This window comes from Vibrio chagasii (assembly GCF_002954585.1).
Taxonomy (GTDB): Bacteria; Pseudomonadota; Gammaproteobacteria; order Enterobacterales; family Vibrionaceae; genus Vibrio; species Vibrio chagasii_A.
In genome coordinates this window covers 317,370-340,674 of the sequence record NZ_MSCI01000002.1, presented here as the reverse complement: position 1 = coordinate 340,674, position 23,305 = coordinate 317,370, and the positions used below count along the sequence as shown (strand labels likewise).

The following is a 23,305-nucleotide window of genomic DNA, read 5'->3' as shown; positions in this document are numbered from 1 at the left end:
CCTTATTTAGCTAGGTCGTCAAGTTTGATTTGAAGCGTTTGGCTCGCATCAACAGCTTGCTGTGCTTCTGTGTAAGCACTGTATGCTGCATCTGTGTCGCCTTTACGAAGTGAGATATCACCTCGTAGTTCAGCCACGCGGCCTTTCCAAGATTCGTCAGTTACTGCAGCAAGATCAGACAACGCAGCATCGAATTCACCTTGCTCAGCTTTGATACGAGCAACACGGTAAGTCAGTAGTGGCGAAAGTGCTGCATCCTTAGTTGCCGCTTTTGCCCACTCTAGCTGTTCAAGTGCCGCAGATAAATCACCCGCTTGTACTTGTACTTTTGCTAGCTGCATCGCTGCAAGTACTGAGTATTCAGCATCTTTGTTTGCGTCGATAAAAGCTTGAATATCAGATTGAGCATCAACGCCTTTTGCATCTAAAGCAGAGATTACTGCCGTGTAGCTTTCTGAAGCAGCTTCACGCGCCTCAACTACTGAATCTTGGTAGTAGCGCCAACCGAATAGACCGCCTAAACCAATAACCGCACCGAAGATTACGGCTTTACCGTTCTCTTTCCACCAATCTTTAATGGCTTCAACCTGCTGCTCTTCGCTATCGTAAAGTTCCACTTCCTGTCCTCTTTAATTCTTTAAACGCCAGCATAGTGCTGACGTTAGTATTCGTTATGAGCGTTTGCTCTAAGGCTAATTAGATTAGCGCAGCTACTTTTGCAGCAACGTCTGCTTGGGCAACAACTTCTTGTTCACCACCAACCAGATCTTTCAATACCACAGTGTTGTCTGCTACTTCGTTTTCACCCAGTACCAGAGCAACTACAGCACCTACTTTGTCTGCACGTTTGAATTGCTTCTTGAAGCTACCACCACCGAAGTGGCTCATTACACGTACACCTTCAACGGTATCACGTAATTGATTCGCTAATTGCATGCCCGCGATCATAGTGCCTTCGCCAGCCGCAACCATGTAAACATCAACACTGCGACGAACTTCTGTAAGCTCTAGCGTTTCCATCATTAGGACTAGACGCTCTAGGCCCATTGCGAAACCAACAGCTGGTGTTGCTTTACCGCCAAGTTGCTCAACAAGACCGTCGTAACGACCGCCGCCACATACGGTACCTTGAGCACCTAGGCTTTCAGTGATCCACTCAAATACTGTGCGGTTGTAGTAGTCCAAACCACGCACTAGACGCTCGTTAACTTGGTATTCGATACCAACGGCATCAAGAAGTTCACACAAACCAGCAAAATGTTGCTTCGACTCTTCACCTAAGTATTCAGAAAGTCGAGGTGCGTCACCTAAGATAGCTTGAACGTCTGGGTTCTTAGTATCTAGTACACGCAGTGGGTTTGTGTGCATGCGACGTTTGCAATCTTCGTCTAGCACATCAATGTGCTGTTCAAGGAAAGCAACAAGTGCTGTACGGTAGTTCGCGCGATCTTCAGTAGAACCGATTGAGTTCAGCTCTAGACGAACGTGCTTGTCGATGCCTAGCTCACGCCATAGACGCGCAGTCATCATGATAAGTTCTGCGTCAACGTCTGGACCGTCTAGGCCAAACACTTCCACGCCACATTGATGGAATTGACGGTAGCGACCTTTTTGAGGACGCTCGTGACGGAACATTGGGCCCATGTACCATAGGCGTTGCTCATCACGGTTAATAAGGCTGTTTTGGATGCATGAACGTACACAACCCGCTGTGCCCTCTGGACGTAGCGTTAGGCTATCGCCGTTACGGTCATCAAAGGTGTACATCTCTTTTGAAACAACGTCTGTCTCTTCACCCACTGCGCGGCTAAATAGGTTTGTTTCTTCAACGATAGGCATACGCACTTCGTTGTAACCGTGTGCACTCACCACATTTTTCACTGCGTTTTCTACTTTCTGCCACAGTGGTGATTGAGTCGGTAGGCAGTCGTTCATGCCTCGGATTGCTTGGATATTTTTAGCCACAATATTTATTCCGTAATTTCTCACGACCAGGTGTTGATGCGAATAGACAACCGCACCTCATCGCGTTTTATTAATCTTCTAGGTTTTCTACATCAATGCGATTTGCTTTATCAAGCACTGATGCTTTTGCTCGAATCTTAGCTTCAAGCTGATCAACAAGGTCGTTGTTGTCAAAGCGCTCTTTCTGACGCTTACCATCTTCGTAGAAGGCACTCTTACGTGCACTACCCGCTAGGCCTAGATGAGATACTTCTGCTTCACCAGGACCATTCACCACACAACCGATGATAGAGACATCCATTGGGGTAATTACGTCTTCTAGACGCTCTTCAAGCGCGTTTACGGTGTTAATAACATCGAATTCTTGGCGAGAACAGCTTGGACACGCGATAAAGTTGATACCACGCGAGCGAATGCGCAAAGATTTAAGAATATCGAAGCCAACCTTGATCTCTTCAACAGGATCCGCCGCTAGCGAGATACGTAGCGTATCGCCAATACCTTCAGAAAGAAGCATACCTAAGCCAACAGAAGACTTAACCGCACCAGCACGTGCACCACCAGCTTCGGTAATACCAAGGTGAAGCGGTTGATCAATCTGTTTCGCCAGTAAACGGTATGAACCTACAGCTAGGAATACGTCAGACGCCTTAACGCTCACTTTAAATTGATCAAAGTTGAGACGGTCTAGGATATCTACGTGACGCATTGCTGATTCAACAAGCGCTTCTGCTGTTGGCTCTGTGTATTTCTCTTGAATCTCTTTTTCAAGAGAACCACCGTTAACACCAATACGAATCGGAATATTCATATCACGAGCACAATCAACAACTGAGCGGATACGGCTTTCGTTACCGATGTTACCTGGGTTGATACGCAAACAGTCTACACCGTATTCAGCCACTTTCAGCGCGATACGGTAGTCAAAGTGAATGTCAGCGACCAAAGGAACAGAAACCTGCTGCTTGATTTGCTTAAATGCTTCAGCGGCATCCATAGTCGGTACAGATACGCGAACGATATCAGCGCCCACATTTTCCAAAGCTCGGATCTGAGCAACGGTTGCGGCTACGTCTGTTGTTCTTGTGTTGGTCATGGATTGCACAGCAATAGGTGCACCATCACCGATCGGCACATCACCCACATAAATACGGGTTGATTTGCGACGAATAATAGGAGATTCGTGTTGCATATTAACTCTAAGGTAAGGTTATTCTGGCTACTTTGCCTGAAGTATACCCAGAAAGGTCGACAGGTTCACTTGCAAATGTCATTGATACGCCTTCTGGCGCACCTAGAATCACTTTATATGGCGCTGTTCCTGATAGATTTAGTGACTGACCCGCTTTTTTGATGCCAGTTGACAAGGTTTTGCCGGTCGCATCTTTAACTTGAATCCAACAGTCTGCAGTAAACTGCATCGTTAGAGCTTTGGTTGCCACTTCAGGTGTTGGTGTTGTTTCAGGAGCAGTTGTTGCTTCAGCAGTTTCTAATTCAACAGCTGGTTCTGCGTCGACTGCTGGTTGTTCATCAGTCACGTCAAGTGCAGCTGAAGTATCTGCCGCATCACTGATTGCAGCAAGGCCTTCAGTATCTTCAATCACAGAAGCCGCTGCGTCGTTCTGCTCAGCTTCAATCACTTCTAAAGAGGCGAACTCAGGGTCCAGCGACTCTTCCACCGCAAGCTCTTCTGAACTTTCAGTGTTAGCCAGAGATTGAGACAGGGTATCTTGTTGTTGATTCTGCCACCACCACAGTGAAGAGATACCGACGATAACTGCAAAGATACCCCAAGTGAGCAGCATAATACGGCTGTTGTGCTTTTCTGTTTTCGTCTTACGAGAAAAGCTCAGCATTTCTTGATCTTCATGTTGAGCATCACCTGAATGGCGAAGCGCGTTAAGTACCACTTTTTCATCAAGATTGACGTATTTCGCGTATGAACGGATATAACCACGCATAAAGGTTGCGACTTGGTCTGACTCAAATTGGTTTTCTTCAATTTGTTGAATTAAAGAGATGCGTAGTTTTAGGCGATCCGAGATCTGCTTTTGTGTTAAACCAAGAGCTTCTCGTTGATTTTTCAGTAGCGTCCCCGCTTCTAGAGCTGGAGCGATTGGTTCTTGCGCTTGTGTGTCGTGTTCTGTGTTCATAGAGAGTGAACTTCTAAAATATTATCGCAGGTCGACGAGAGCGTTTTTTATTGTCGTTTAAGCTCATTCTAGCAACCCACTTATGTGGAATTAGTCCTGTTACCCAACCCATCAACCCTTAAAGACGAACGACATGCATTTTATTATTAGTGACGTTCTCAGGAAGCTAGTTTATCAAGTAGCCAACCTAAATAGACATATTGATGGTCGGTAACAAGCGAGCACTTAAATTAATTTAAGATTAGTTAATCATAAGCTAATGCCATTACAAGGCAAAAATACTTTCAACAAAATTTACCGTCAGCTCATGCTTTTGTCCAAAAATTGACGAAAAATGTAAGAAAGCGTGGGCAAGAAGTCCAAAAAATAGAAAACGAAGTCCCAAAAACGCAACAAGCCAGAAGTAAGACTTCTGGCTTGTTTGATTCAAATCGCGTTTTAAACCGCTTTTACTTCAATCACACCACCGGCAACCAAGTTGGCTTCTGAAGCTGCTTTAAGCATTTTAGTACGCTTAGTTCTATCGATAACATCACCAACTAACTGGCCACATGCTGCATCAATATCGTCACCACGCGTTTTACGAACCGTTACTGTGTAGTCGTATTCCATTAGCGTTTTTTGGAAGCGGTCAATACGAGAATTGCTTGGCTTCTTGTATGGTGAACCTGGGTAAGGGTTAAATGGAATCAGGTTGATCTTACATGGCGTGTCTTTCATTAGCTCAGCAAGTTCACGAGCGTGGTCCATATCGTCATTCACATGATCCAATAGAACGTACTCTACCGTTACTTTACCGCGGTTAGCGTTTGAAGAAGCAATGTAGCGACGAACAGATGCTAGGAAATCTTGGATATCCCAACGGTCGTTGATCGGCATGATTTGGCTACGAAGTTCATCGTTTGGCGCGTGTAGAGAAATAGCTAGTGCTACGTCGATGTTGTCTGTCATTTGGTCAAGGCCAGATACAACACCTGAAGTAGATACTGTTACGCGACGCTTAGACAGTGCGAAACCTAGGTCATCAAGCATGATCTCTAAGGATGGCATTAGGTTTTTCATGTTAAGTAGCGGCTCGCCCATGCCCATCATTACAACGTTAGTAATTGGACGACGACCAGTCTCTTTCTCTAGACCGATTTCACGAGATGCACGCCAGATTTGACCCACGATCTCAGAAACTTTCAGGTTACGGTTAAAGCCTTGTTGAGCAGTCGAGCAGAATTTACACTCTAACGCACAGCCAACCTGTGAAGATACACATAGAGTCGCACGGTCACCGTCTGGGATGTATACCGTCTCAACGTCTTGGTCGCCAACGCTCATCGCCCATTTAATTGTGCCGTCTGAAGAGTGTTGAGCTTCAGAAACAACAGGTGCAACAATTTCACAGCGGCGCTGAAGTTTTTCACGCAACTTTTTGTTGATGTTGTTCATATTTTCGAAGTCATCGACACCGAAGTGATACATCCACTTCATCACTTGATCTGCGCGAAAAGCTTTCTCATTCAATTCTTCTGTGAAAAATTTACGAAGACCTTTACGATCAAAATCGAGTAGATTGACTTTAGCTGTGGTCATGATGCCTCTCAATGACGGAACAATAATTAAGGGCGCGAATTGTACAGCCTTTACGCATGTTCAACAAGGGTTGTAAAACCCTGTGTTTACTAAGACATTCAAACTTAAGTGATTAAAATTTACACAACCAACTTTCATTACTTACAATTCTGGAAATAAGAACCAGATTCCCGACTACACTCCTTCGTCGCTTTCGGGAATGACGTAAAAACTCACTCAGTAACTTTCCATTTATAGTCATCAGTTCACTAGTCCCTCAAATCTCGTCATTCCAGAACTGAGGAACGAAGTATCTGGAATCTCCTACAACGAATAGAGATTCCCGACTACGCTACTTCGTCGCTTTCGGGAATGATGTAAAAACTTGCTCAGTAACTTTCCATTCATAATCTTCAGGTCACTAATTCCTCAAACCTCGTGATTCCAGAATCGAGGGACGAGATATCTGGAATCTCCAACCACAACTGAAATTCACGACTGCGCTCCTCCGTCGCTATCGAGAATGACGTGAAAGTTTACTCAGTAACTTTCCATTAATAGTCGTCTGGTCACCAGTTCCCTAACCTAGTCATTCCAGAACTGAGGGACGAGATATCTGGAATCTCCAACAACAAACAGAGATTCCCGACTGCGCTCCTCCGTCGCTTTAGGGAATGACGTAAAAACTTGCCCAATAACTTTCCATTCATGGTCTTCAGGTCACCAATTCCTCAAACCTCGTCATTCCAGAGTCGAGGGACGAGATATCTGGAATCTCCAACAACTAATAGAGATTCCCGACTGCGCTCCTCCGTCGCTTTCGGGAATGACGTAAAAACTTGCCCAATAACTTTCCATTCATGGTCTTCAGGTCACCAATTCCTCAAACCTCGTCATTCCAGAATCGAGGGACGAGATATCTGGAATCTCCAACAACTAATAGAGATTCCCGACTACGCTCCTTCGTCGCTATCGGGAATGACGCGACTAACCCTGACATCTTTTCACTCACTTCTCTTCCACAATCCATCAGAAACAAAAAAGGCCTCACCGAAGTGAAGCCTTTAGAATCATTTGCTGTGTCGCTTATTGAGCAGGACGTGGGCAAATCTCAGATTCTGGGAAGAAGAACTCGATTTCACGAGCTGCAGACTCTGGGCTGTCGCTGCCGTGTACTGAGTTGTAACGCATGCTGATTGCGTAATCAGCGCGGATCGTGCCGCATGCCGCTTCTTCTGGGTTTGTTTTACCCATAAGTTCACGGTAACGAGCAATTGCGTTTTCGCCTTCTAGTACTTGAACCATGATAGGACCAGAAGTCATGAACTCTTTTAGTGGACCAAAGAATTCTTTGCCTTCGTGTTCCGCGTAGAAGCCGCTCGCTTGCTCTTCAGTTAGATGAACCATCTTAGCAGCGATAATTTCTAGACCTGCTTTTTCGATGCGGTGGTAGATTTCACCTACAAGGTTACGCTTAACTGCATCCGGCTTAACAATTGAGAACGTTCTTTCTAGAGCCATAGGGATTCCTTCACTTCATTTTTTTGTTATTAAATACTGAAATTACGAAGATCATTCGATCTAAGGTAATCAATGAGCGGTATCGAAACACCGCTCACCGTTATTATTATTTTGCTTGGTCGATAAGAATGCGAGCCAGTGTGCGAACACCCATGCCCGTTGCACCTGCCGCCCATTTATCGCTTGGAGATTTACGGTAAGTACCCGCGCAATCCATGTGCATCCAGCCTTTTTTGTAGTCATCTACGAAGTAAGACAGGAACGCAGCAGCAGTACTTGCACCAGGAGTGTAATCACCCGTGCTGATGTTTGAAAGGTCAGCAAAGTTTGAAGGCAGCATGCCACGGTGGAAATCCGCAAGAGGCAGTGGCCACAGGCCTTCTTTCTCTTGGTTAGCCGCCGTTAGTGCTTGGTGAGCCAGCTCGTCATCAAAGCTCATTAGCGCGTGGTAGTCGTTACCCAGTGCGTTTTTAGCAGCGCCCGTCAGCGTTGCACAGTCGATGATAAGCTCAGGATTTTGCTCACTTGCGTACATCAGGCCATCAGCTAGAACTAAACGACCTTCTGCGTCGGTGTTCATGATCTCAACTGTCTTACCGTTCTTGTATGTGATGATATCGCCAAGCTTCAATGCACGACCAGAGATCATGTTCTCTGCACAACATAGGATAAGCTTGATGCGCTTGTTCAGACCACGCTCAATCGCAAGGCCTAAACCACCAGTGATAGTCGCTGCGCCACCCATGTCCGCTTTCATTGCAGTCATGAACTGACCTGGTTTAATGCTGTAACCGCCTGAGTCGAAAGTAATACCTTTACCAACTAGACAAGCAAATACAGGTGCGTTTTCATCGCCTGTTGGGTTGAAGTCCAGTTGAAGCATTGCTGAAGTACGCTCAGAGCCGCGGCCTACCGCGTAGATGCCTTCCCAACCTTCAGTTAGTAGGTCTTTATCTTTAACAATTTTTGCTTTAACTGTGCCTTCTGGCGCAACTGACTTGATGTATTCAGCTGCCATTGTTGCCAGTTGACGAGGTGCGACTTCTTCAGCCGTCTTATTGATAATGTCACGCGTCCAATCTGTAGCACGGATACGCGCTTCTAGTTCAGCTTGGTCTGCTTCTGGCAGTGCGTCCCACTCCAATGTATTCTTTTTCTTTGGTCCACGGTAACCTTGATTGAAAGCCCATACGCTTTCTAGGTCCCAACCTTCACCACTTAGTGAAACGAATGAAAGACCTTGTCCGTCAAGTGTGCGACCTGCGCGTTGAACGGCACCAAGATCGTGGCCTTCACCAATGTGAATTGTCGCTCCTGCTTCCGAGAACGATAAGATAGCTTTTGCTCCCCACTGAGGCTGGGCAGCTTCTTGACTTAAAAATACTGACATCTGTGTAGACATGATTTCTCCTTGTCTGAGAACCACCTTGCTTGAGTGATCCTGATTATTTTTTATTAGCGCACTGATGTTAGCATTATGTAGGAGTAAAATGTCATTTTGATAAAAAAACGGACCATAAGGTCCGCTTTTTTTAGTAAGAATTGTTAACTTGGCTGCGTTTTATATGGGGTTGATTTCACTCCATAGCCAAATCATCGATGTGATGATTAATCCATCTCATCCATCCAGCACAAAATAATAGCCTCTAAGATCTTTTCGTTCGAGTGGTTAGGCTCGTCGTCAAACTCTTCAAGGTCTAATACCCACTGGTGCAGATCGGTGAAACGTACCGTTTTAGGATCAGTATCAGGGTACAAATCACATAGCTCAATTGCGATATCGCGAGAATCAATCCACTTCAAGCTCATAACACTTCCTTATATTTATCAGAGACACTTAGTCACTTTTATGATCTATATTCTAGGCCAGTTTTGTTAAACCGTTATCTCAGTCATGGCGACAAACACCATGACTGCTGAGAAGTTCTTAATGGTCTTCAGACGCTAGGTTCAACGTGTACTTTGGAATCTCAACAACAAGGTCTTCGTCAGCGACTTTCGCTTGGCAACCTAGGCGAGATTCCATTTCTAAGCCCCATGCTTTATCAAGCATATCGTCTTCTAGGTCATCACTCTCTTCTAAAGAATCGAAACCTTCACGGATCACAACGTGACATGTTGTACATGCACACGATTTTTCACATGCGTGCTCAATACCAATACCGGCCTTTAGTGCAACATCAAGAACCGTTTCACCAGTTTTTGCTTCTAAAACAGCGCCTTCTGGACATAGATCTTCGTGAGGTAAAACAATAATCTTTGGCATGTTTATCTATTCTCTAACTATTAAATATTATCGACTGACTGACCTGACAGTGCAGCACGAATTGATTTATCCATACGACGTGAAGCAAAGTCTTGGCTCGCTTTGTCGGTATTTTTAATTTCTTGTTCAATAGCATCGGCATTGTCGCCGTTGCGTGCTTCAATCAGGGTTTCGATCGCCTGAAGAAGCTGCTGTTTTTCTTGCTCGTTAAGTAGCTCATCGCCATCGGCTTGCATTGCTGCAATCAGACCTTCAATAACACGATCTGCTTCCACGCGTTGTTCAGCAAGAGCACGCGCTTGCATGTCTTCTTTCGCAAACGTCATTGAGTCTTTCAGCATGTTAGCAACTTCATCATCGCTCAGACCGTAAGAAGGCTTCACTTGGATTTCAGCTTGAACACCTGTGCTCTTCTCCATAGCCGTAACTGATAGCAGGCCATCAGCATCCACTTGGTAAGTCACACGAATATGCGCCGCGCCAGCAGCCATTGGTGGAATGCCCTTCAGAGCAAAACGAGCAAGTGAACGACAGTCATCAACCATTTCACGTTCACCTTGCACGGTGTGTACTGTCATTGCAGTTTGACCGTCTTTGAACGTAGTAAATTCTTGTGCGCGAGCTACTGGGATCGTAGTGTTACGCGGAATGATCTTTTCTACTAGGCCACCCATGGTTTCGATACCTAGTGAAAGTGGGATTACGTCCAGTAGCAACATTTCTGAATCAGGTTTGTTACCTACTAGAATATCCGCTTGAATTGACGCACCAATCGCAACTACTTCGTCAGGGTTAATGCTGGTTAATGGCGTACGACCAAAAAAGTCACCCACTATTTCACGTACTAGTAATGTACGAGTTGAACCACCAACCATGACTACTTCTAGCACTTCATCCGCATCAACTTCTGCATCTTTTAGAGCACGACGACATGAAAGTAGTGTTTTCTTAACTAGAGGCTTGATGATCTCTTCAAACTCTTCACGAGTTAATGAACCAGACCAACCTAGTACTTCAACATCAACGATTTCTGATTCAGACAAGCCAATTTTAGCTTCCGTTGCAGCATCTAGAAGTGCACGGTTTTGCTCAGCAGTGAGCTCTGATAATCCCATTTGCTCTTGGAAATGATCTGCGACAAGGTGGTCAAAATCATCACCGCCCAATGCTGAATCACCACCAGTTGCCAGAACTTCAAAGACACCTTTAGACAAGCGCAAAATGGAGATATCAAACGTACCGCCGCCTAAGTCGTAAACCGCGATCACCCCTTCTTTGCCTGAATCCAGACCGTAAGCAATCGCTGCCGCCGTTGGTTCATTTAGAAGACGTAACACATGAAAACCAGCCAGCTGCGCCGCGTCTTTAGTACCAGCACGTTGTGCATCATCGAAATACGCAGGAACGGTAATCACCGCACCAGATAGCTCACCACCTAATGTAGACTCAGCACGTTGACCTAGTGCTTTAAGAATATCAGCAGATACTTGAATCGGGTTCTTGTTGCCTTGTTCTGTACGAATCACAGGTAGACCATTATCACTTTCTTCAAACTGATATGGCAGAGATGGGTATCGTTGCTGAATATCAGCCAATGAGCGACCAATTAATCGCTTAACTGAGATAATGGTATTTTTAGGATCAGTCTGTGCATTTGCACGAGCTTCATCACCAGTCGTGTGTGAGTCTGACTGATAATGAACAACGGAAGGCAGAATGCTACGACCATCTTGATCAACGAGCGTGCTCGCCTCACCACTGCGCACTGACGCAACCAATGAATTTGTTGTACCTAAATCAATACCCACAGCAAGCTTGTGCTGGTGAGGAGCGGCGCTTTGCCCTGGTTCTGCAATCTGAAGTAGTGCCATGGATGTGTCCTTGTTGTACCAACTAGCCGATCAAACGATCTTCAACTAGCTCGATTTCATTCTTTAATTTTGCAATAAACTTAAGCTTTCTTACTCGGTCTGCTGCTTCTAACCAAGCCTGGCTGTCGAGTTCTTGTTGGATAGCGCTTAATTGTTGTTTATACATTTTGCTAACCTTTCCTTCAAATGCAAACAATGCATCTTCCGGGTCAGAACTGTCGGCGATGTCTTCAAGCTCTTCACGCAGTTCCATTTGCTCCATAAGGAACATTGGGTCTTGCATGGTTTGCTGCTCGCCGCGAATATCCTCACCATGTTGAACTAACAGGTATTCAGCGCGGCTAATTGGATTCTTCAGCACCTGATACGCGTCGTTAATTTGCGCGGCTTTTTGCACGGCTAGTAAGCGGTCTCGCTCAGAAGCTGTAGCAAAGTTATCAGGATGGAATTGGCGTTGCAGATCTCTAAACTGAGAAGAAAGAAGGCTACCATCCAGCTGGAACTGAAGTGGTAGCCCAAATAATTCGAAATGATTCATGTAACGGTGGTCCTAAGTTTAGGCTCTTAAATCAGAGCCTAATTTTATTCTTCGCTCACTATAAACGTCTAACGATTCAATCGCTTATACGTTGAAGCTCTCACCACAACCACACTCGCCTTTCGCGTTAGGGTTGTTGAATTCAAAACCTTCGTTTAGGCCTTCTTTTACGTAATCAAGCTCAGTACCGTCTAGGTAAACTAGGCTCTTTGGATCAATGATGACCTTAACACCTGAATGCTCAAACACTTGATCTTCTTCGTTAAGCTCGTCAACGAACTCTAGTACATATGCCATGCCCGAACAGCCAGTGGTTTTAACCGCTAAGCGTAACCCGATACCTTTGCCTCGGTTATCTAGGAAAGCTTGAACTCGACTTGCCGCCGTCTCTGTCATGGTGATGGCCATACTACAACCTTGTGTTTTATATAAATTGAGAACTCAGGGGGAGCACAAAGGATGCTCCCAAATATTACTTTTTTAAGGATTACTTAAGGAGACGATTAACGCTTCTTTTTGTAATCCGCAACTGCTGCTTTGATTGCATCTTCAGCAAGAATTGAACAGTGAACTTTCACTGGTGGCAACTCAAGCTCTTCTGCGATTTCAGAGTTTTTGATAGCAGCCGCTTCATCAATGCTTTTACCTTTAACCCACTCTGTTACCAGAGAGCTAGAAGCGATTGCGCTACCACAACCGTAAGTTTTGAATTTTGCGTCTTCGATAATACCTTCTGGTGTTACCTTGATTTGCAGTTTCATTACGTCACCACAAGCTGGTGCGCCAACCATGCCGCTACCTACACTTGGGTCTTCTTTGTCAAACGAACCTACGTTACGTGGGTTTTCGTAGTGATCAATTACTTTTTCGCTATATGCCATGATAGTTACCTCGAATCCTCTATATCCGTGAGATTAGTGATGTGCCCACTCAACAGTGTCCAGATCAATCCCTTCTTTATACATATCCCATAGAGGAGACATGTCGCGTAATTTGTTTACCGCTACACGAATTTGTGCAATCGCGTAGTCGATTTCTTCTTCCGTTGTGAAACGGCCGAATGAGAAACGTACTGAGCTGTGTGCCAGTTCATCGTTTAGACCAAGAGCACGTAGAACGTATGATGGCTCTAAGCTTGCAGATGTACATGCAGAACCCGATGATACCGCTAGGTCTTTTAGAGACATAAGCAGAGACTCACCTTCAACGAAAGCAAAGCTTACGTTTAGGTTGTGTGGTACACGTTGGTCTAAGTCACCGTTTACAGTTACCGCTTCTAGATCCTGAACACCTTTCAATAGGCGCTCACGAAGTGCTAGTGCGTGATCGAAATCTTTCTGCATGTCTTGCTTAGCGATAGCACATGCTTCGCCCATACCCACGATTTGGTGAGTAGCAAGCGTACCAGAACGGAAACCACGCTCGTGACCACCACCGTGCATTTGCGCTTCAAGACGGATACGTGGCTTACGACGAACGTAAAGTGCACCGATACCTTTAGGGCCGTACATTTTGTGAGCTGAAAGTGAAATTAGGTCAACTTTAGTCTCTTTAACGTTTAGTGGGATTTTACCCGCAGACTGAGCTGCATCAACGTGGAAGATGATCTTGCGAGAACGACATAGTTCGCCGATTGCATTGATATCTTGGATAACACCGATTTCGTTGTTTACGTGCATGATAGAAACAAGAACTGTATCTTCACGCATTGCAGCTTGTAGCTTGTCTAGATCGATGATGCCGTTTGCTTCTGGCTCTAGGTAAGTTACCTCAAAACCTTCACGCTCTAGTTGGCGACATGGATCAAGAACCGCTTTGTGTTCTGTTTTGCACGTGATTACGTGCTTACCTTTCTTCTCGTAAAAGTGCGCAGCACCTTTAATAGCAAGGTTATCTGACTCTGTAGCACCAGAAGTGAAAACAATTTCACGTGGGTCTGCATTTAGTAGGTCAGCAATTTGCTCACGAGCATTATCTACTGCTTCTTCTGCCTGCCAGCCGTAACGGTGTGAACGAGATGCAGGGTTACCGAAGTTACCGTCCATCGTCATGCACTGAACCATTTTCTCAGCAACTCGTGGATCGACTGGGCATGTAGCTGAATAGTCAAAGTAAATAGGCAGTTTCATTTTCTACTCCAATGTAAAAACTGACCGCTATGAGCGGGCATTAACACCGTGAGGTGCTGCACTAATCGTTGTAGTGCTCGTATTTTTATGTGCAAAATTATTATTAACCGCAAGATCAATATCTTGGCGATCAGAAATCTCTAAAACTTCGTTATCTTTCATCAACTCACCAAGAGTGATATCGTTTAAGAAGCTGCTGATTCGGGAGCTTAAATCACGCCAAAGAGTGTGAGTTAAACAGCGACTGCCACCTTGGCAATCTGCTCGACCGTGACACTTAGTTGCATCTACTGATTCATCAACTGCTGCAATCACAGTTCCGACAGCAATGTCGCCCGCTTCAGCACCAAGACGGTAACCACCACCTGGGCCACGAACACTAGCAACTAAGCCAGCTTTACGTAACTTAGAAAAAAGTTGCTCTAAGTAAGATAACGAGATGCCTTGTCGCTCTGAGATGTCAGCCAGAGGAACTGGGCTTTTTTGCGAATGCAGTGCTACATCTAGCATAGCCGTTACCGCATATCTTCCTTTAGATGTAAGTTTCATATCACACCGTATCCACATTGTTTATGTGGTTGGAATCTTCCCATACCCGACTAAATTGGTCAAGTATTTTACCTGACTATTTTAGTCAGGTATTCATCCTCACAGTGAGTATGGCTTTTACTGGCTGTTTTTGCTCTTCTCGATAGAAGTCAAAATACCACGAAGCGTGTTGATCTCTTGAAGTTCTGGACGCGCACGACTAAACAGGCGACGTAACTTATTCATCACCTGTCCTGGTTTATCCTTAGAGATAAATTGGGTATCAATGATGACTTTTTCAAGGTGTTCATAGAACATTTCTAGTTCATCGTGACGAGGGTACTCATCTTGAGGCTGTGGCTTGTATTGGCTAGCCACCATATCAAGGTGCGCAACACGTACTTCGTAGCTCAGTGTCTGAACGGCCATCGCTAGGTTTAGCGAGCTGTATTCAGGGTTTGCAGGAATACATACGTGGTAGTGACACTTTTGCAGTTCTTCATTCGTTAGACCTGTGCGCTCACGACCAAAGACTAATGCTACTGGGTGCTTTTGGCCTTCAATAGCAAACTTTTCACCACACTCGCGAGGTTCTAGCATTGGCCACTCAAGGGTACGTGAACGAGCACTTGAACCAACAACCAAACCGCAGTCTTTTACGGCTTCGTCTAATGTAGAAACAATCACTGCGTTTTCAGCGATGTCACCAGCGCCTGCAGCCAGTGCTAAGGTCTGCTCGTCAACTTCACACTGAGGGTCTACAAGAACTAACTGACTTAAACCCATCACCTTCATTGCGCGAGCTGCTGATCCGATATTTCCCGAATGAGACGTACCAACCAGAACGACTTTTACATTGTCTAACATGCTATATGACACCACTTTAAAAATAATCGCGAGATATTAACACATCGCAAAGTAAAATGGTCAGACCCTTCGTGTAATGTGAATCTAAAAGTTCAAAAAATAACCACTTCCCTTTTTGGAAAACTTTGGTATACTCCCCGCCGCTTTAAATTGTTCTTTAACATCTTGTGGGAAAAACCATATGCATCCAATGCTAAACATTGCGATACGCGCTGCGCGTAAAGCTGGCAACCATATTGCTAAATCTCTAGAAACAACTGATAAGATCGAAACGTCTCTAAAAGGTAACAACGATTACGTTACTAACATTGCTCAAGAAGCTGAGTACATGATCATTGAGACAATCAAAGCATCTTACCCAGAGCACAGCATTATTTCTGAAGAGAAAGGCCTAATCGAAGGTAAAGACTCTGACGTACAATGGATCGTTGACCCACTAGATGGCACCAACAACTTTGTAAAAGGTTTCCCTCACTTCTCTGTATCTATCGCTGTTCGCATGAACGGTCGTACCGAAGTTGCTTGTGTTTACGACCCAATGCTAAACGAGCTATTCACAGCTCAACGTGGCGCTGGTGCTCAACTAAACAACGCTCGTATGCGTGTTACTCAACTTAAAGACCTTCAAGGTTCTGTTTTAGCAACTGGTTTCCCATTCAAAGCTAAGCAACACTCTGAGTCTTTCATGAAGATCATCTCTGGTCTATTCGTCGACTGTTCTGACTTCCGTCGTACTGGTTCTCCAGCACTTGACCTATGTTACCTAGCAGCTGGCCGTGTTGACGGTTACCTAGAGCTAGACCTAAAACCATGGGATATGGCTGCAGGTGATCTAATCGCACGTGAAGCAGGCGCAATCCTGACTGATTTCGCTGGCGGTACTGACTACATGAAGTCTGGTAACGTTGTAGCTTCAAGCGCACGCGGTGTTAAAGCAATTCTTAAGCACGTTCGTGAGAACGCAAACGAAGGTATGCTGAAGTAATTCAGGCCTTACGTTAATAGTCTCTATTTAATAGAGCGCTAAATATTCAAAGCCTCGCACATGCGGGGCTTTTTTGTATCTGTGGTTCAAGGATTCGAGCAGAATAGCGCTTATGACATTAAGTGCAACTCACCTCGAACGTAATTTGTATTGAGTTTTCCCACACAATTCAGGCATAAAAAAACCGCTAGTTGCCTAGCGGTTTTTCTGGTTTAGCGAAACTTGTTAAGCCAAGGCTTATGGCATTTCGTCAAACTCTTCACCTTCTTTTTCCACTTGTGGTGGCATTAGGTGTTCACGCGTAATACCCAACTTCATAGCCAGTGCAGAAGCAACGTAGATAGAAGAGTAAGTACCAACCGTAATACCTAGTAGAAGTGCGGTTGCGAAACCGTGAATCATAGCGCCGCCCTGAACAAACAGTGCGATAACTACGAACAAGGTTGTACCAGAAGTGATCAATGTACGGCTCAATGTTTGTGTGATTGAGCTGTTTAGTACTTCAGGGGCTTCGCCTTTACGCATCTTACGGAAGTTCTCACGAATACGGTCGAATACAACGATGGTATCGTTGAGGGAGTAACCGACTACCGTTAGCAAGGCTGCTACGATGGTCAGGTCGACCTCAATTTGCATTAGAGAGAATACGCCCAGCGTGATGATAACGTCGTGCGCCAGTGCAAGTACCGCACCTGCCGCCAAACGCCATTCGAATCGTACTGATACGTAGATCAAGATACAGATAAGAGAAACTAGGATAGCAAGGCCACCCGCTTCTGTTAGCTCATCACCTACGTTAGGACCAACGAACTCGATACGACGCATTTCAACTTGTTCACCTGTGCCTTTCTCGATAGCTGAAAGGATTTGGTTACCAAGTGTCTCGCCTGCAACGCCATCACGAGGGCGTAGACGAACCATTACATCACGAGCTGAACCGAAGTTCTGTACCGTTGCATCACCAAAGCCTTCGGCTTCAAGTGCGCTACGGATATCAGGAAGGTGTGCTGGTTGTTCAAAGCCAACTTCAATCAGAGTACCGCCTGTGAAATCTAAACCCCAGTTCAACGATTTCGTTGCAAGAGTGAAGATAGCTGTACCAATCATCAAGATAGAAAGAACAAAGGCAACCTTTGACCAACGCATAAAGTCGATCATTTTGTCTGCTTTTAGAATCTGAAACATATTAATTCCTAGCCTTAGATCGACAGTTTCTTAACGCGTTTGCCGCCATACATCAGGTTCACGATACAACGTGTGCCGACAATAGCTGTAAACATAGAAGTCAGGATACCGATAGACAGCGTTACCGCGAAGCCTTTGATCGCACCAGTACCAACCGCAAATAGAATAATTGCCGTTAGAAGCGTGGTGATGTTCGCATCGGCGATTGTGCTGAATGCGTTCGCGTAACCTTGGTGAATCGCTTGTTGTGGACTGCGTCCCTCTCGAAGCTCTTCACGTATACGCTCAAAGATTAGTACGTTGGCATCGACCGCCATACCGACCGTTAATACGATACCGGCAATACCTGGTAGCGTCATGGTTGCACCTGGGATCATCGACATTACACCAATAATCAATACCAAGTTCGCCATTAGCGCAACGTTCGCGATAAGACCAAAGCTACGGTAGTAAAGCAGCGTAAATAGCATTACTGCAGCCATACCCCAAACCATCGCCATGATACCCATATCGATGTTTTGTTGACCCATAGATGGACCAATCGTACGTTCTTCAACAATCGAGATAGGCGCAATCAGAGCACCTGCACGAAGTAGAAGTGCCAAGTTATGAGCTTCAGCAGTAGAGTCAATACCAGTAATACGGAAGTTGCGGCCAAGAGCTGATTGAATCGTCGCTTGGTTAATAACTTCTTCATGCTTAGTAAGAATCACTTTACCTTCAGGTGTCTTACGACCGCTATCTTTGTACTCTGCAAATACGGTTGCCATTAGCTTACCGATATTTTGACGAGAGAACGCAGACATCTTGCTACCACCTTCGCTGTCTAGCGAGATGTTAACTTGAGGACGACCATATTCATCAACACTTGAGCTCGCATCTGTAATGCTAGAACCACCTAGGATAACGCGCTTCTTAAGTACTACAGGGCGACCGTCACGGTCTTGCTTGATTTCGCTACCCGCAGGAGCACGACCAGAAGCGGCAGCAGCTAAGTCAGCACTACTATCAACTTCACGGAATTCAAGCGTTGCTGTCGCACCAAGGATTTCTTTAGCACGAGCCGTGTCTTGAACACCTGGCAATTCCACTACGATACGGCTAGCGCCTTGACGTTGAACCAAAGGCTCAGCAACACCAAGTTCGTTCACACGATTACGTAGAATGGTAATGTTTTGCTCTACCGCGTAGTTACGGATTTCTTGAAGACGAGCTTCAGTGAAGTTAGCAATCAAAGAAAAACGACCATTCGAGTCAGAGTCTACGAATGTCATGTCTTGGTGCTTAGATTGCAGTAGCGATTTCGCTTCAGCAAGCTGCTCTTCATTACGTAAGATCACTTCTACCGCATCTTTGCCCGATGGACGAATTGCACGGTAACGGATCTTCTCTTCACGAAGTTCACTACGGAACGCTTCTTCTTGTTGGCCAACTAGCTTTTCCATTGCAGCGTCCATATCCACTTCCATCAAGAAGTGAACACCACCACGTAGGTCAAGACCAAGCTTCATTGGTGCAGCACCAATAGATTCAAGCCAATCCGGTGTTGAAGCCGCTAGGTTTAATGCAACGATAACGTCTTCGTCTAATGCTTCAGTGATAACATCACGAGCACTAATTTGAGAGTCTGTGTCATTAAAGCGAACAAGAATGGAACCGTTTTCGAGAGCAACGGATTTAGTTGAAAGGTTTTCTGCTTCAAGAGCATTGGTGACAGCATCCAGCGTAGACATATCTACAGAGGCGCCACGCGCCCCTGTAACTTGAACTGCCGGATCTTCACCGTATATATTTGGAAGTGCGTACAACGCAGCGATGGCAATGGTAAACACCACCATCAGGTACTTCCATAACGGATAACGGTTTAGCACAGCGAGGATCCTCTAGCTGTTTATAGAGATTTCAGAGTACCTTTTGGTAGCACTGCTGTAACGAAGTCTTTCTTGATAACTACTTCGTTGTTTGCGTTCAGTTCGATCGCAACGTAGTCGTTGTCTTCTGCAATCTTAGTGATTTTACCGATCAGACCACCGCTAGTAAGAACTTCGTCGCCTTTGCCCATAGAAGCCATTAGGTTCTTGTGCTCTTTAACGCGCTTAGCTTGTGGACGGTAGATCATGAAGTAGAAGATCACAGCGAACATACCTAGCATGATAAGCATTTCGAAACCGCCGCCTGCTGGTGCACCTTCTGCTGCTGCGTGAGCTTGAGAAATAAACATTTAAAACATCCTCTATTTATATTTTCGTAATTGTTTGTCTAATTGGGTTGTATCCCTTTATTTTCAAGCCCCATCCCTCCGAAGAGAGACAGGGCTCGCAAAAAAGAAATACTAAGATTCTTTACCTAGTGGTGGCACTTCACGCCCCATTCTTGCGTAGAACTCTGCAACAAACTCTTCAAAGCGGTCTTCATCGATAGACTGACGAATGTCAGACATTACTCGTTGGTAGAAACGCAGATTATGAATCGTGTTCAGTCGAGCACCTAGGATTTCGTTACAACGATCCAAATGGTGCAAGTACGACTTGCTGTAGTTCTTACAAGTGTAACAGTCACACTCTGAATCTAGTGGTGTTGTATCGGTTTTATGCTTCGCATTACGGATCTTGATCACACCTTCAGTCACAAACAGGTGCCCGTTACGTGCATTTCGCGTTGGCATTACACAGTCAAACATATCGATACCACGGCGAACACCTTCAACTAGGTCTTCCGGTTTGCCTACGCCCATTAGGTAACGTGGCTTATCTTCAGGTAGTTGAGGACATGTGTGCTCAAGAATGCGGTGCATGTCTTCTTTTGGTTCGCCTACTGCTAGGCCACCTACTGCGTATCCATCAAAGCCAATTTCAGTTAGGCCTTTAACAGATACATCACGTAGGTCTTCGTATACACCACCTTGAACGATACCGAATAGTGAGTTCGGGTTTTCAAGTTTGTCGAAGTGGTTACGAGAACGCTCAGCCCAACGCAGAGACATCTCCATTGAGTCTTTCGCTTCTTTGTGTGTCGCAGGGTAAGGCGTACACTCATCAAAAATCATTACGATGTCTGAGCCTAGGTCTTTTTGGATTTCCATAGACTTCTCAGCGTCCATGAAGATCTTGTCACCGTTTACCGGGTTACGGAAGTGAACACCCTCTTCAGTGATTTTACGCATCGCACCTAAGCTGAATACTTGGAAGCCGCCTGAATCGGTCAGGATAGGACCTTGCCAGTTCATGAAATCGTGCAAGTCACCGTGCATTTTCATGATTTCTTGACCAGGACGTAGCCATAGGTGGAACGTGTTACCTAGTAGGATTTCAGCACCTGTGTCTTTTACTTCTTCAGGAGTCATACCTTTTACAGTACCGTAAGTACCTACAGGCATGAATGCTGGTGTTTCGACAGTACCGCGCTCAAACTGAAGTTGACCACGACGCGCACCAGCGTTTGTTTTTTTAAGTTCGTATTTTAATTTCACGAAGCCTCCAATATGCCAGAGAAACAATCTGACTGTTAATTCAGAGCTTAAGTTAGCCTTAATACTCTATGAGGAGCGGTCGCGTATTCCTTGCGAGAGATTAGACAGAGACCCTGCCCGACTCCTAGCTTACTGCTAGCACCCGTAAATTCTTATTTATATCGCTTATAACCAGCTAAAATCAGCTAGTTTTCTTGTTGATGAACATCGCGTCACCATAGCTGAAGAAGCGGTATTCGCTCTTCACTGCATGATCGTATGCAGACATCACATGGTCGTAACCTGCAAACGCACTCACCAACATAATCAGAGTCGATTCAGGTAGGTGGAAGTTAGTGATAAGGCAATCGACCAACTGGTATTCGTAACCAGGGAAAATAAAGATTTCTGTATCACCAAAGAATGGCACTAATTCTGTACCGTTTTTCAGAGCGTCTTGTGCTGCACTTTCTAGAGAACGAACCGATGTTGTACCCACTGCGATAATACGTCCACCACGAGCTTTCGTTGCCGCAACCGCATCCACCACTTCTTGCGGTACTTCAACGTACTCTGCATGCATGTGGTGATCGTTGATGTTGTCTACTTTTACTGGCTGGAATGTGCCCGCGCCAACATGCAGCGTCACATATGCAAACTCAACGCCTTTAGCTTTCATATCGGCCATTAGCTTGTCGTCAAAGTGAAGACCCGCTGTTGGTGCAGCTACCGCACCTGGCTTTTCATTATAGACCGTCTGGTAACGCTCTTTATCTGCATCTTCATCTGGACGATCAATATAAGGAGGCAATGGCATGTGACCAACGCTGTTCAGAATCTCTAGAACGCTTTGGTCTGATGTGAAATGGATTTCAAATAACGCATCATGACGCGCGACCATTTCTGCTTCGTACTCATCATTCTCACCAAGGAACAGCTTAGTACCCGGCTTTGGTGATTTAGAACAACGAACATGAGCCAGGATGCTTTTCTCATCCAGCATACGCTCAACCAACACCTCAAGCTTACCGCCTGAAGCTTTGCGACCAAATACACGAGCAGGGATAACGCGCGTGTTGTTGAAAACAACCAGATCGCCTGGTTCCACCAAATCTAAAACGTCCTTGAACGAACCATCAGTTAGGTTGCCGTTATTGCCATCTAATTTAAGCAGGCGGCTTGCTGTACGCTCTTCTTGAGGGTAGCGAGCAATGAGTTCATCTGGTAGGTCAAAGTGAAAATCTGAAACTTGCATGTGTCTAGTCTTGTCTTAGTTGATGAGATTTGTGCTGTTGACGAATAATAAATCGTTGCCGCTAATCAATCGTTACAGTGAGTAAACCGTTACCGTAAACAAAGCGCAAACACGACTAAAAATTTCGCAGTGGGCTAGTATAGGCACACGAGCCGCAATAGCAAGGTTTACAGCTATGGATTATTGTAAAGAGGCGTAAAATAATGCTACCGATTCACCGCTTCAAGTTAGAGAATTAGTTGCATAAAACTCTCTCAAAAATGCGCCACCTCTCAGTTATTTTTTGGATAAAAAACTATAGTGAGAACAACAAATGAATAATAAGGAGGTTCGTATGATCAAGGTTGAAGATATGATGACTCGCAACCCTCATACTTTATTGCGCTCACATTCATTGGCCGATGCTAAGCACACCATGGAAGCGCTTGATATCCGCCATATCCCAGTCGTCGATGCCGATAGAAAACTATTGGGCGTAGTCACCCAACGAGACGTTCTCGCCGCCCAAGAATCTAGCCTACAAAACATTCCGCCAGCTCAATCTTTTACCCTATCGACTCCTCTCAACGACATCATGCACAAAAACGTTATGTCAGTAGAGCCTCGAGCTGGGTTAAAAGAGTCTGCTATTTACATGCAGAAGCATAAAGTGGGCTGCTTACCAGTGGTCAGTCATGGCGAGCTGGTTGGCATCATCACCGACAGTGACTTCGTCACCATCGCGATTAACTTGCTTGAACTGCAAGAAGAAGTAGAGCCAGAAGAAGCTGAAGTGGATTGAGGCAGCAATAAAAAGAGCCTCATGACATCATGAGGCTCTATCGCCAGATCACTTTCGTCAATAGAAATAAAATACCACTCCCCCGGACTCATTCGAAAAAACGCATCAGAACGCTACACCATATGAATTTAGTTGAACATGATATTAATACGATTTATATTATTCGCCATAAAAATTTATTTTGGGGGTTAAATAAAAATTAATTTCATCAATAGGTATCCTAGCAATGGTTAAAGCCTGTCATTACTCGCGT

At 45.1% G+C, this 23,305-nt stretch carries 23 protein-coding genes; 2 read left to right on the top strand and 21 right to left on the bottom strand.

Annotated elements, in window-relative coordinates; translation table 11 throughout:
- Positions 1-2: 2 nt before the first annotated feature.
- The 16 genes from BTO10_RS09645 to trmJ all read right to left on the bottom strand — a co-directional run bounded on the left by BTO10_RS09645 (position 3) and on the right by trmJ (position 15,398).
- Positions 3-617, bottom strand: a complete 615-nt coding sequence (locus tag BTO10_RS09645) for a YfgM family protein (RefSeq protein ID WP_004740327.1) — start codon at positions 615-617, stop codon at positions 3-5.
- Positions 618-696: 79 nt separating this feature from the next.
- Entirely contained in the window at positions 697-1,965 is a 1,269-nt protein-coding gene (gene hisS / locus BTO10_RS09640) for a histidine--tRNA ligase (protein ID WP_063522634.1), read from the bottom strand.
- A 70-nt stretch (positions 1,966-2,035) separates the two neighbouring features.
- Positions 2,036-3,157, bottom strand: coding sequence for a flavodoxin-dependent (E)-4-hydroxy-3-methylbut-2-enyl-diphosphate synthase (gene ispG / locus BTO10_RS09635; protein ID WP_004740329.1), 1,122 nt, complete (start codon positions 3,155-3,157; stop codon positions 2,036-2,038).
- Between the two features lie 7 nt (positions 3,158-3,164).
- Positions 3,165-4,118 (bottom strand): cytoskeleton protein RodZ, encoded by a 954-nt coding sequence (gene rodZ / locus BTO10_RS09630; RefSeq protein ID WP_004740330.1) that lies wholly within the window; start codon positions 4,116-4,118, stop codon positions 3,165-3,167.
- Positions 4,119-4,556: 438 nt separating this feature from the next.
- Complete coding sequence (locus BTO10_RS09625) at positions 4,557-5,699, bottom strand: bifunctional tRNA (adenosine(37)-C2)-methyltransferase TrmG/ribosomal RNA large subunit methyltransferase RlmN (RefSeq protein WP_004740331.1); 1,143 nt, start codon at positions 5,697-5,699, stop codon at positions 4,557-4,559.
- Positions 5,700-6,764: 1,065 nt separating this feature from the next.
- Positions 6,765-7,199, bottom strand: a complete 435-nt coding sequence (gene ndk / locus BTO10_RS09620) for a nucleoside-diphosphate kinase (RefSeq protein WP_004740333.1) — start codon at positions 7,197-7,199, stop codon at positions 6,765-6,767.
- A gap of 106 nt (positions 7,200-7,305) precedes the next feature.
- Positions 7,306-8,601, bottom strand: coding sequence for an aminopeptidase PepB (gene pepB / locus BTO10_RS09615; RefSeq protein ID WP_004740334.1), 1,296 nt, complete (start codon positions 8,599-8,601; stop codon positions 7,306-7,308).
- A gap of 206 nt (positions 8,602-8,807) precedes the next feature.
- Entirely contained in the window at positions 8,808-9,008 is a 201-nt protein-coding gene (iscX, locus tag BTO10_RS09610) for a Fe-S cluster assembly protein IscX (protein ID WP_004740335.1), read from the bottom strand.
- 118 nt (positions 9,009-9,126) lie between these two features.
- Complete coding sequence (gene fdx, locus BTO10_RS09605; RefSeq protein ID WP_004740336.1) at positions 9,127-9,465, bottom strand: ISC system 2Fe-2S type ferredoxin; 339 nt, start codon at positions 9,463-9,465, stop codon at positions 9,127-9,129.
- A gap of 20 nt (positions 9,466-9,485) precedes the next feature.
- The gene (gene hscA / locus BTO10_RS09600) at positions 9,486-11,336 is read right to left on the bottom strand and encodes a Fe-S protein assembly chaperone HscA (protein ID WP_105024397.1); all 1,851 of its coding nucleotides are present in this window, start codon (positions 11,334-11,336) and stop codon (positions 9,486-9,488) included.
- A gap of 22 nt (positions 11,337-11,358) precedes the next feature.
- Positions 11,359-11,874, bottom strand: coding sequence for a co-chaperone HscB (hscB, locus tag BTO10_RS09595; RefSeq protein WP_004740338.1), 516 nt, complete (start codon positions 11,872-11,874; stop codon positions 11,359-11,361).
- A gap of 84 nt (positions 11,875-11,958) precedes the next feature.
- The gene (gene iscA / locus BTO10_RS09590; protein ID WP_061033300.1) at positions 11,959-12,282 is read right to left on the bottom strand and encodes an iron-sulfur cluster assembly protein IscA; all 324 of its coding nucleotides are present in this window, start codon (positions 12,280-12,282) and stop codon (positions 11,959-11,961) included.
- 95 nt (positions 12,283-12,377) lie between these two features.
- The gene (gene iscU, locus BTO10_RS09585) at positions 12,378-12,755 is read right to left on the bottom strand and encodes a Fe-S cluster assembly scaffold IscU (protein WP_004740340.1); all 378 of its coding nucleotides are present in this window, start codon (positions 12,753-12,755) and stop codon (positions 12,378-12,380) included.
- 33 nt (positions 12,756-12,788) lie between these two features.
- Positions 12,789-14,003 carry an IscS subfamily cysteine desulfurase gene (locus BTO10_RS09580; RefSeq protein WP_105024396.1) on the bottom strand — a complete coding sequence of 405 codons (1,215 nt, stop codon included), beginning with the start codon at positions 14,001-14,003 and terminating at the stop codon, positions 12,789-12,791.
- Positions 14,004-14,030: 27 nt separating this feature from the next.
- Positions 14,031-14,552: a Fe-S cluster assembly transcriptional regulator IscR gene (gene iscR / locus BTO10_RS09575; RefSeq protein WP_105024395.1), complete on the bottom strand. Its 522-nt coding sequence runs from the start codon at positions 14,550-14,552 to the stop codon at positions 14,031-14,033.
- Positions 14,553-14,669: 117 nt separating this feature from the next.
- Positions 14,670-15,398: a tRNA (cytosine(32)/uridine(32)-2'-O)-methyltransferase TrmJ gene (trmJ, locus tag BTO10_RS09570; protein ID WP_004740343.1), complete on the bottom strand. Its 729-nt coding sequence runs from the start codon at positions 15,396-15,398 to the stop codon at positions 14,670-14,672.
- A gap of 181 nt (positions 15,399-15,579) precedes the next feature.
- On the opposite strand from trmJ, the gene suhB reads away from it, so the two are divergent.
- Complete coding sequence (suhB, locus tag BTO10_RS09565; protein ID WP_105024394.1) at positions 15,580-16,383, top strand: inositol-1-monophosphatase; 804 nt, start codon at positions 15,580-15,582, stop codon at positions 16,381-16,383.
- 237 nt (positions 16,384-16,620) lie between these two features.
- Here suhB and secF read toward each other — a convergent pair whose 3' ends face one another.
- From secF to queA, 5 genes are all read right to left on the bottom strand, one after another.
- Positions 16,621-17,568 carry a protein translocase subunit SecF gene (gene secF / locus BTO10_RS09560; protein WP_004740345.1) on the bottom strand — a complete coding sequence of 316 codons (948 nt, stop codon included), beginning with the start codon at positions 17,566-17,568 and terminating at the stop codon, positions 16,621-16,623.
- Positions 17,569-17,582: 14 nt separating this feature from the next.
- Complete coding sequence (gene secD / locus BTO10_RS09555) at positions 17,583-19,439, bottom strand: protein translocase subunit SecD (protein WP_004740346.1); 1,857 nt, start codon at positions 19,437-19,439, stop codon at positions 17,583-17,585.
- Between the two features lie 20 nt (positions 19,440-19,459).
- Positions 19,460-19,789 (bottom strand): preprotein translocase subunit YajC, encoded by a 330-nt coding sequence (gene yajC / locus BTO10_RS09550; RefSeq protein ID WP_004740347.1) that lies wholly within the window; start codon positions 19,787-19,789, stop codon positions 19,460-19,462.
- A gap of 111 nt (positions 19,790-19,900) precedes the next feature.
- Positions 19,901-21,037: a tRNA guanosine(34) transglycosylase Tgt gene (gene tgt, locus BTO10_RS09545; protein WP_004740348.1), complete on the bottom strand. Its 1,137-nt coding sequence runs from the start codon at positions 21,035-21,037 to the stop codon at positions 19,901-19,903.
- 181 nt (positions 21,038-21,218) lie between these two features.
- Positions 21,219-22,271 carry a tRNA preQ1(34) S-adenosylmethionine ribosyltransferase-isomerase QueA gene (queA, locus tag BTO10_RS09540; RefSeq protein ID WP_105024393.1) on the bottom strand — a complete coding sequence of 351 codons (1,053 nt, stop codon included), beginning with the start codon at positions 22,269-22,271 and terminating at the stop codon, positions 21,219-21,221.
- 334 nt (positions 22,272-22,605) lie between these two features.
- On the opposite strand from queA, the gene BTO10_RS09535 reads away from it, so the two are divergent.
- On the top strand, positions 22,606-23,052 hold the full coding sequence (locus BTO10_RS09535) for a CBS domain-containing protein (RefSeq protein ID WP_004740350.1): 447 nt from the start codon (positions 22,606-22,608) through the stop codon (positions 23,050-23,052).
- Positions 23,053-23,305 lie beyond the last annotated feature (253 nt).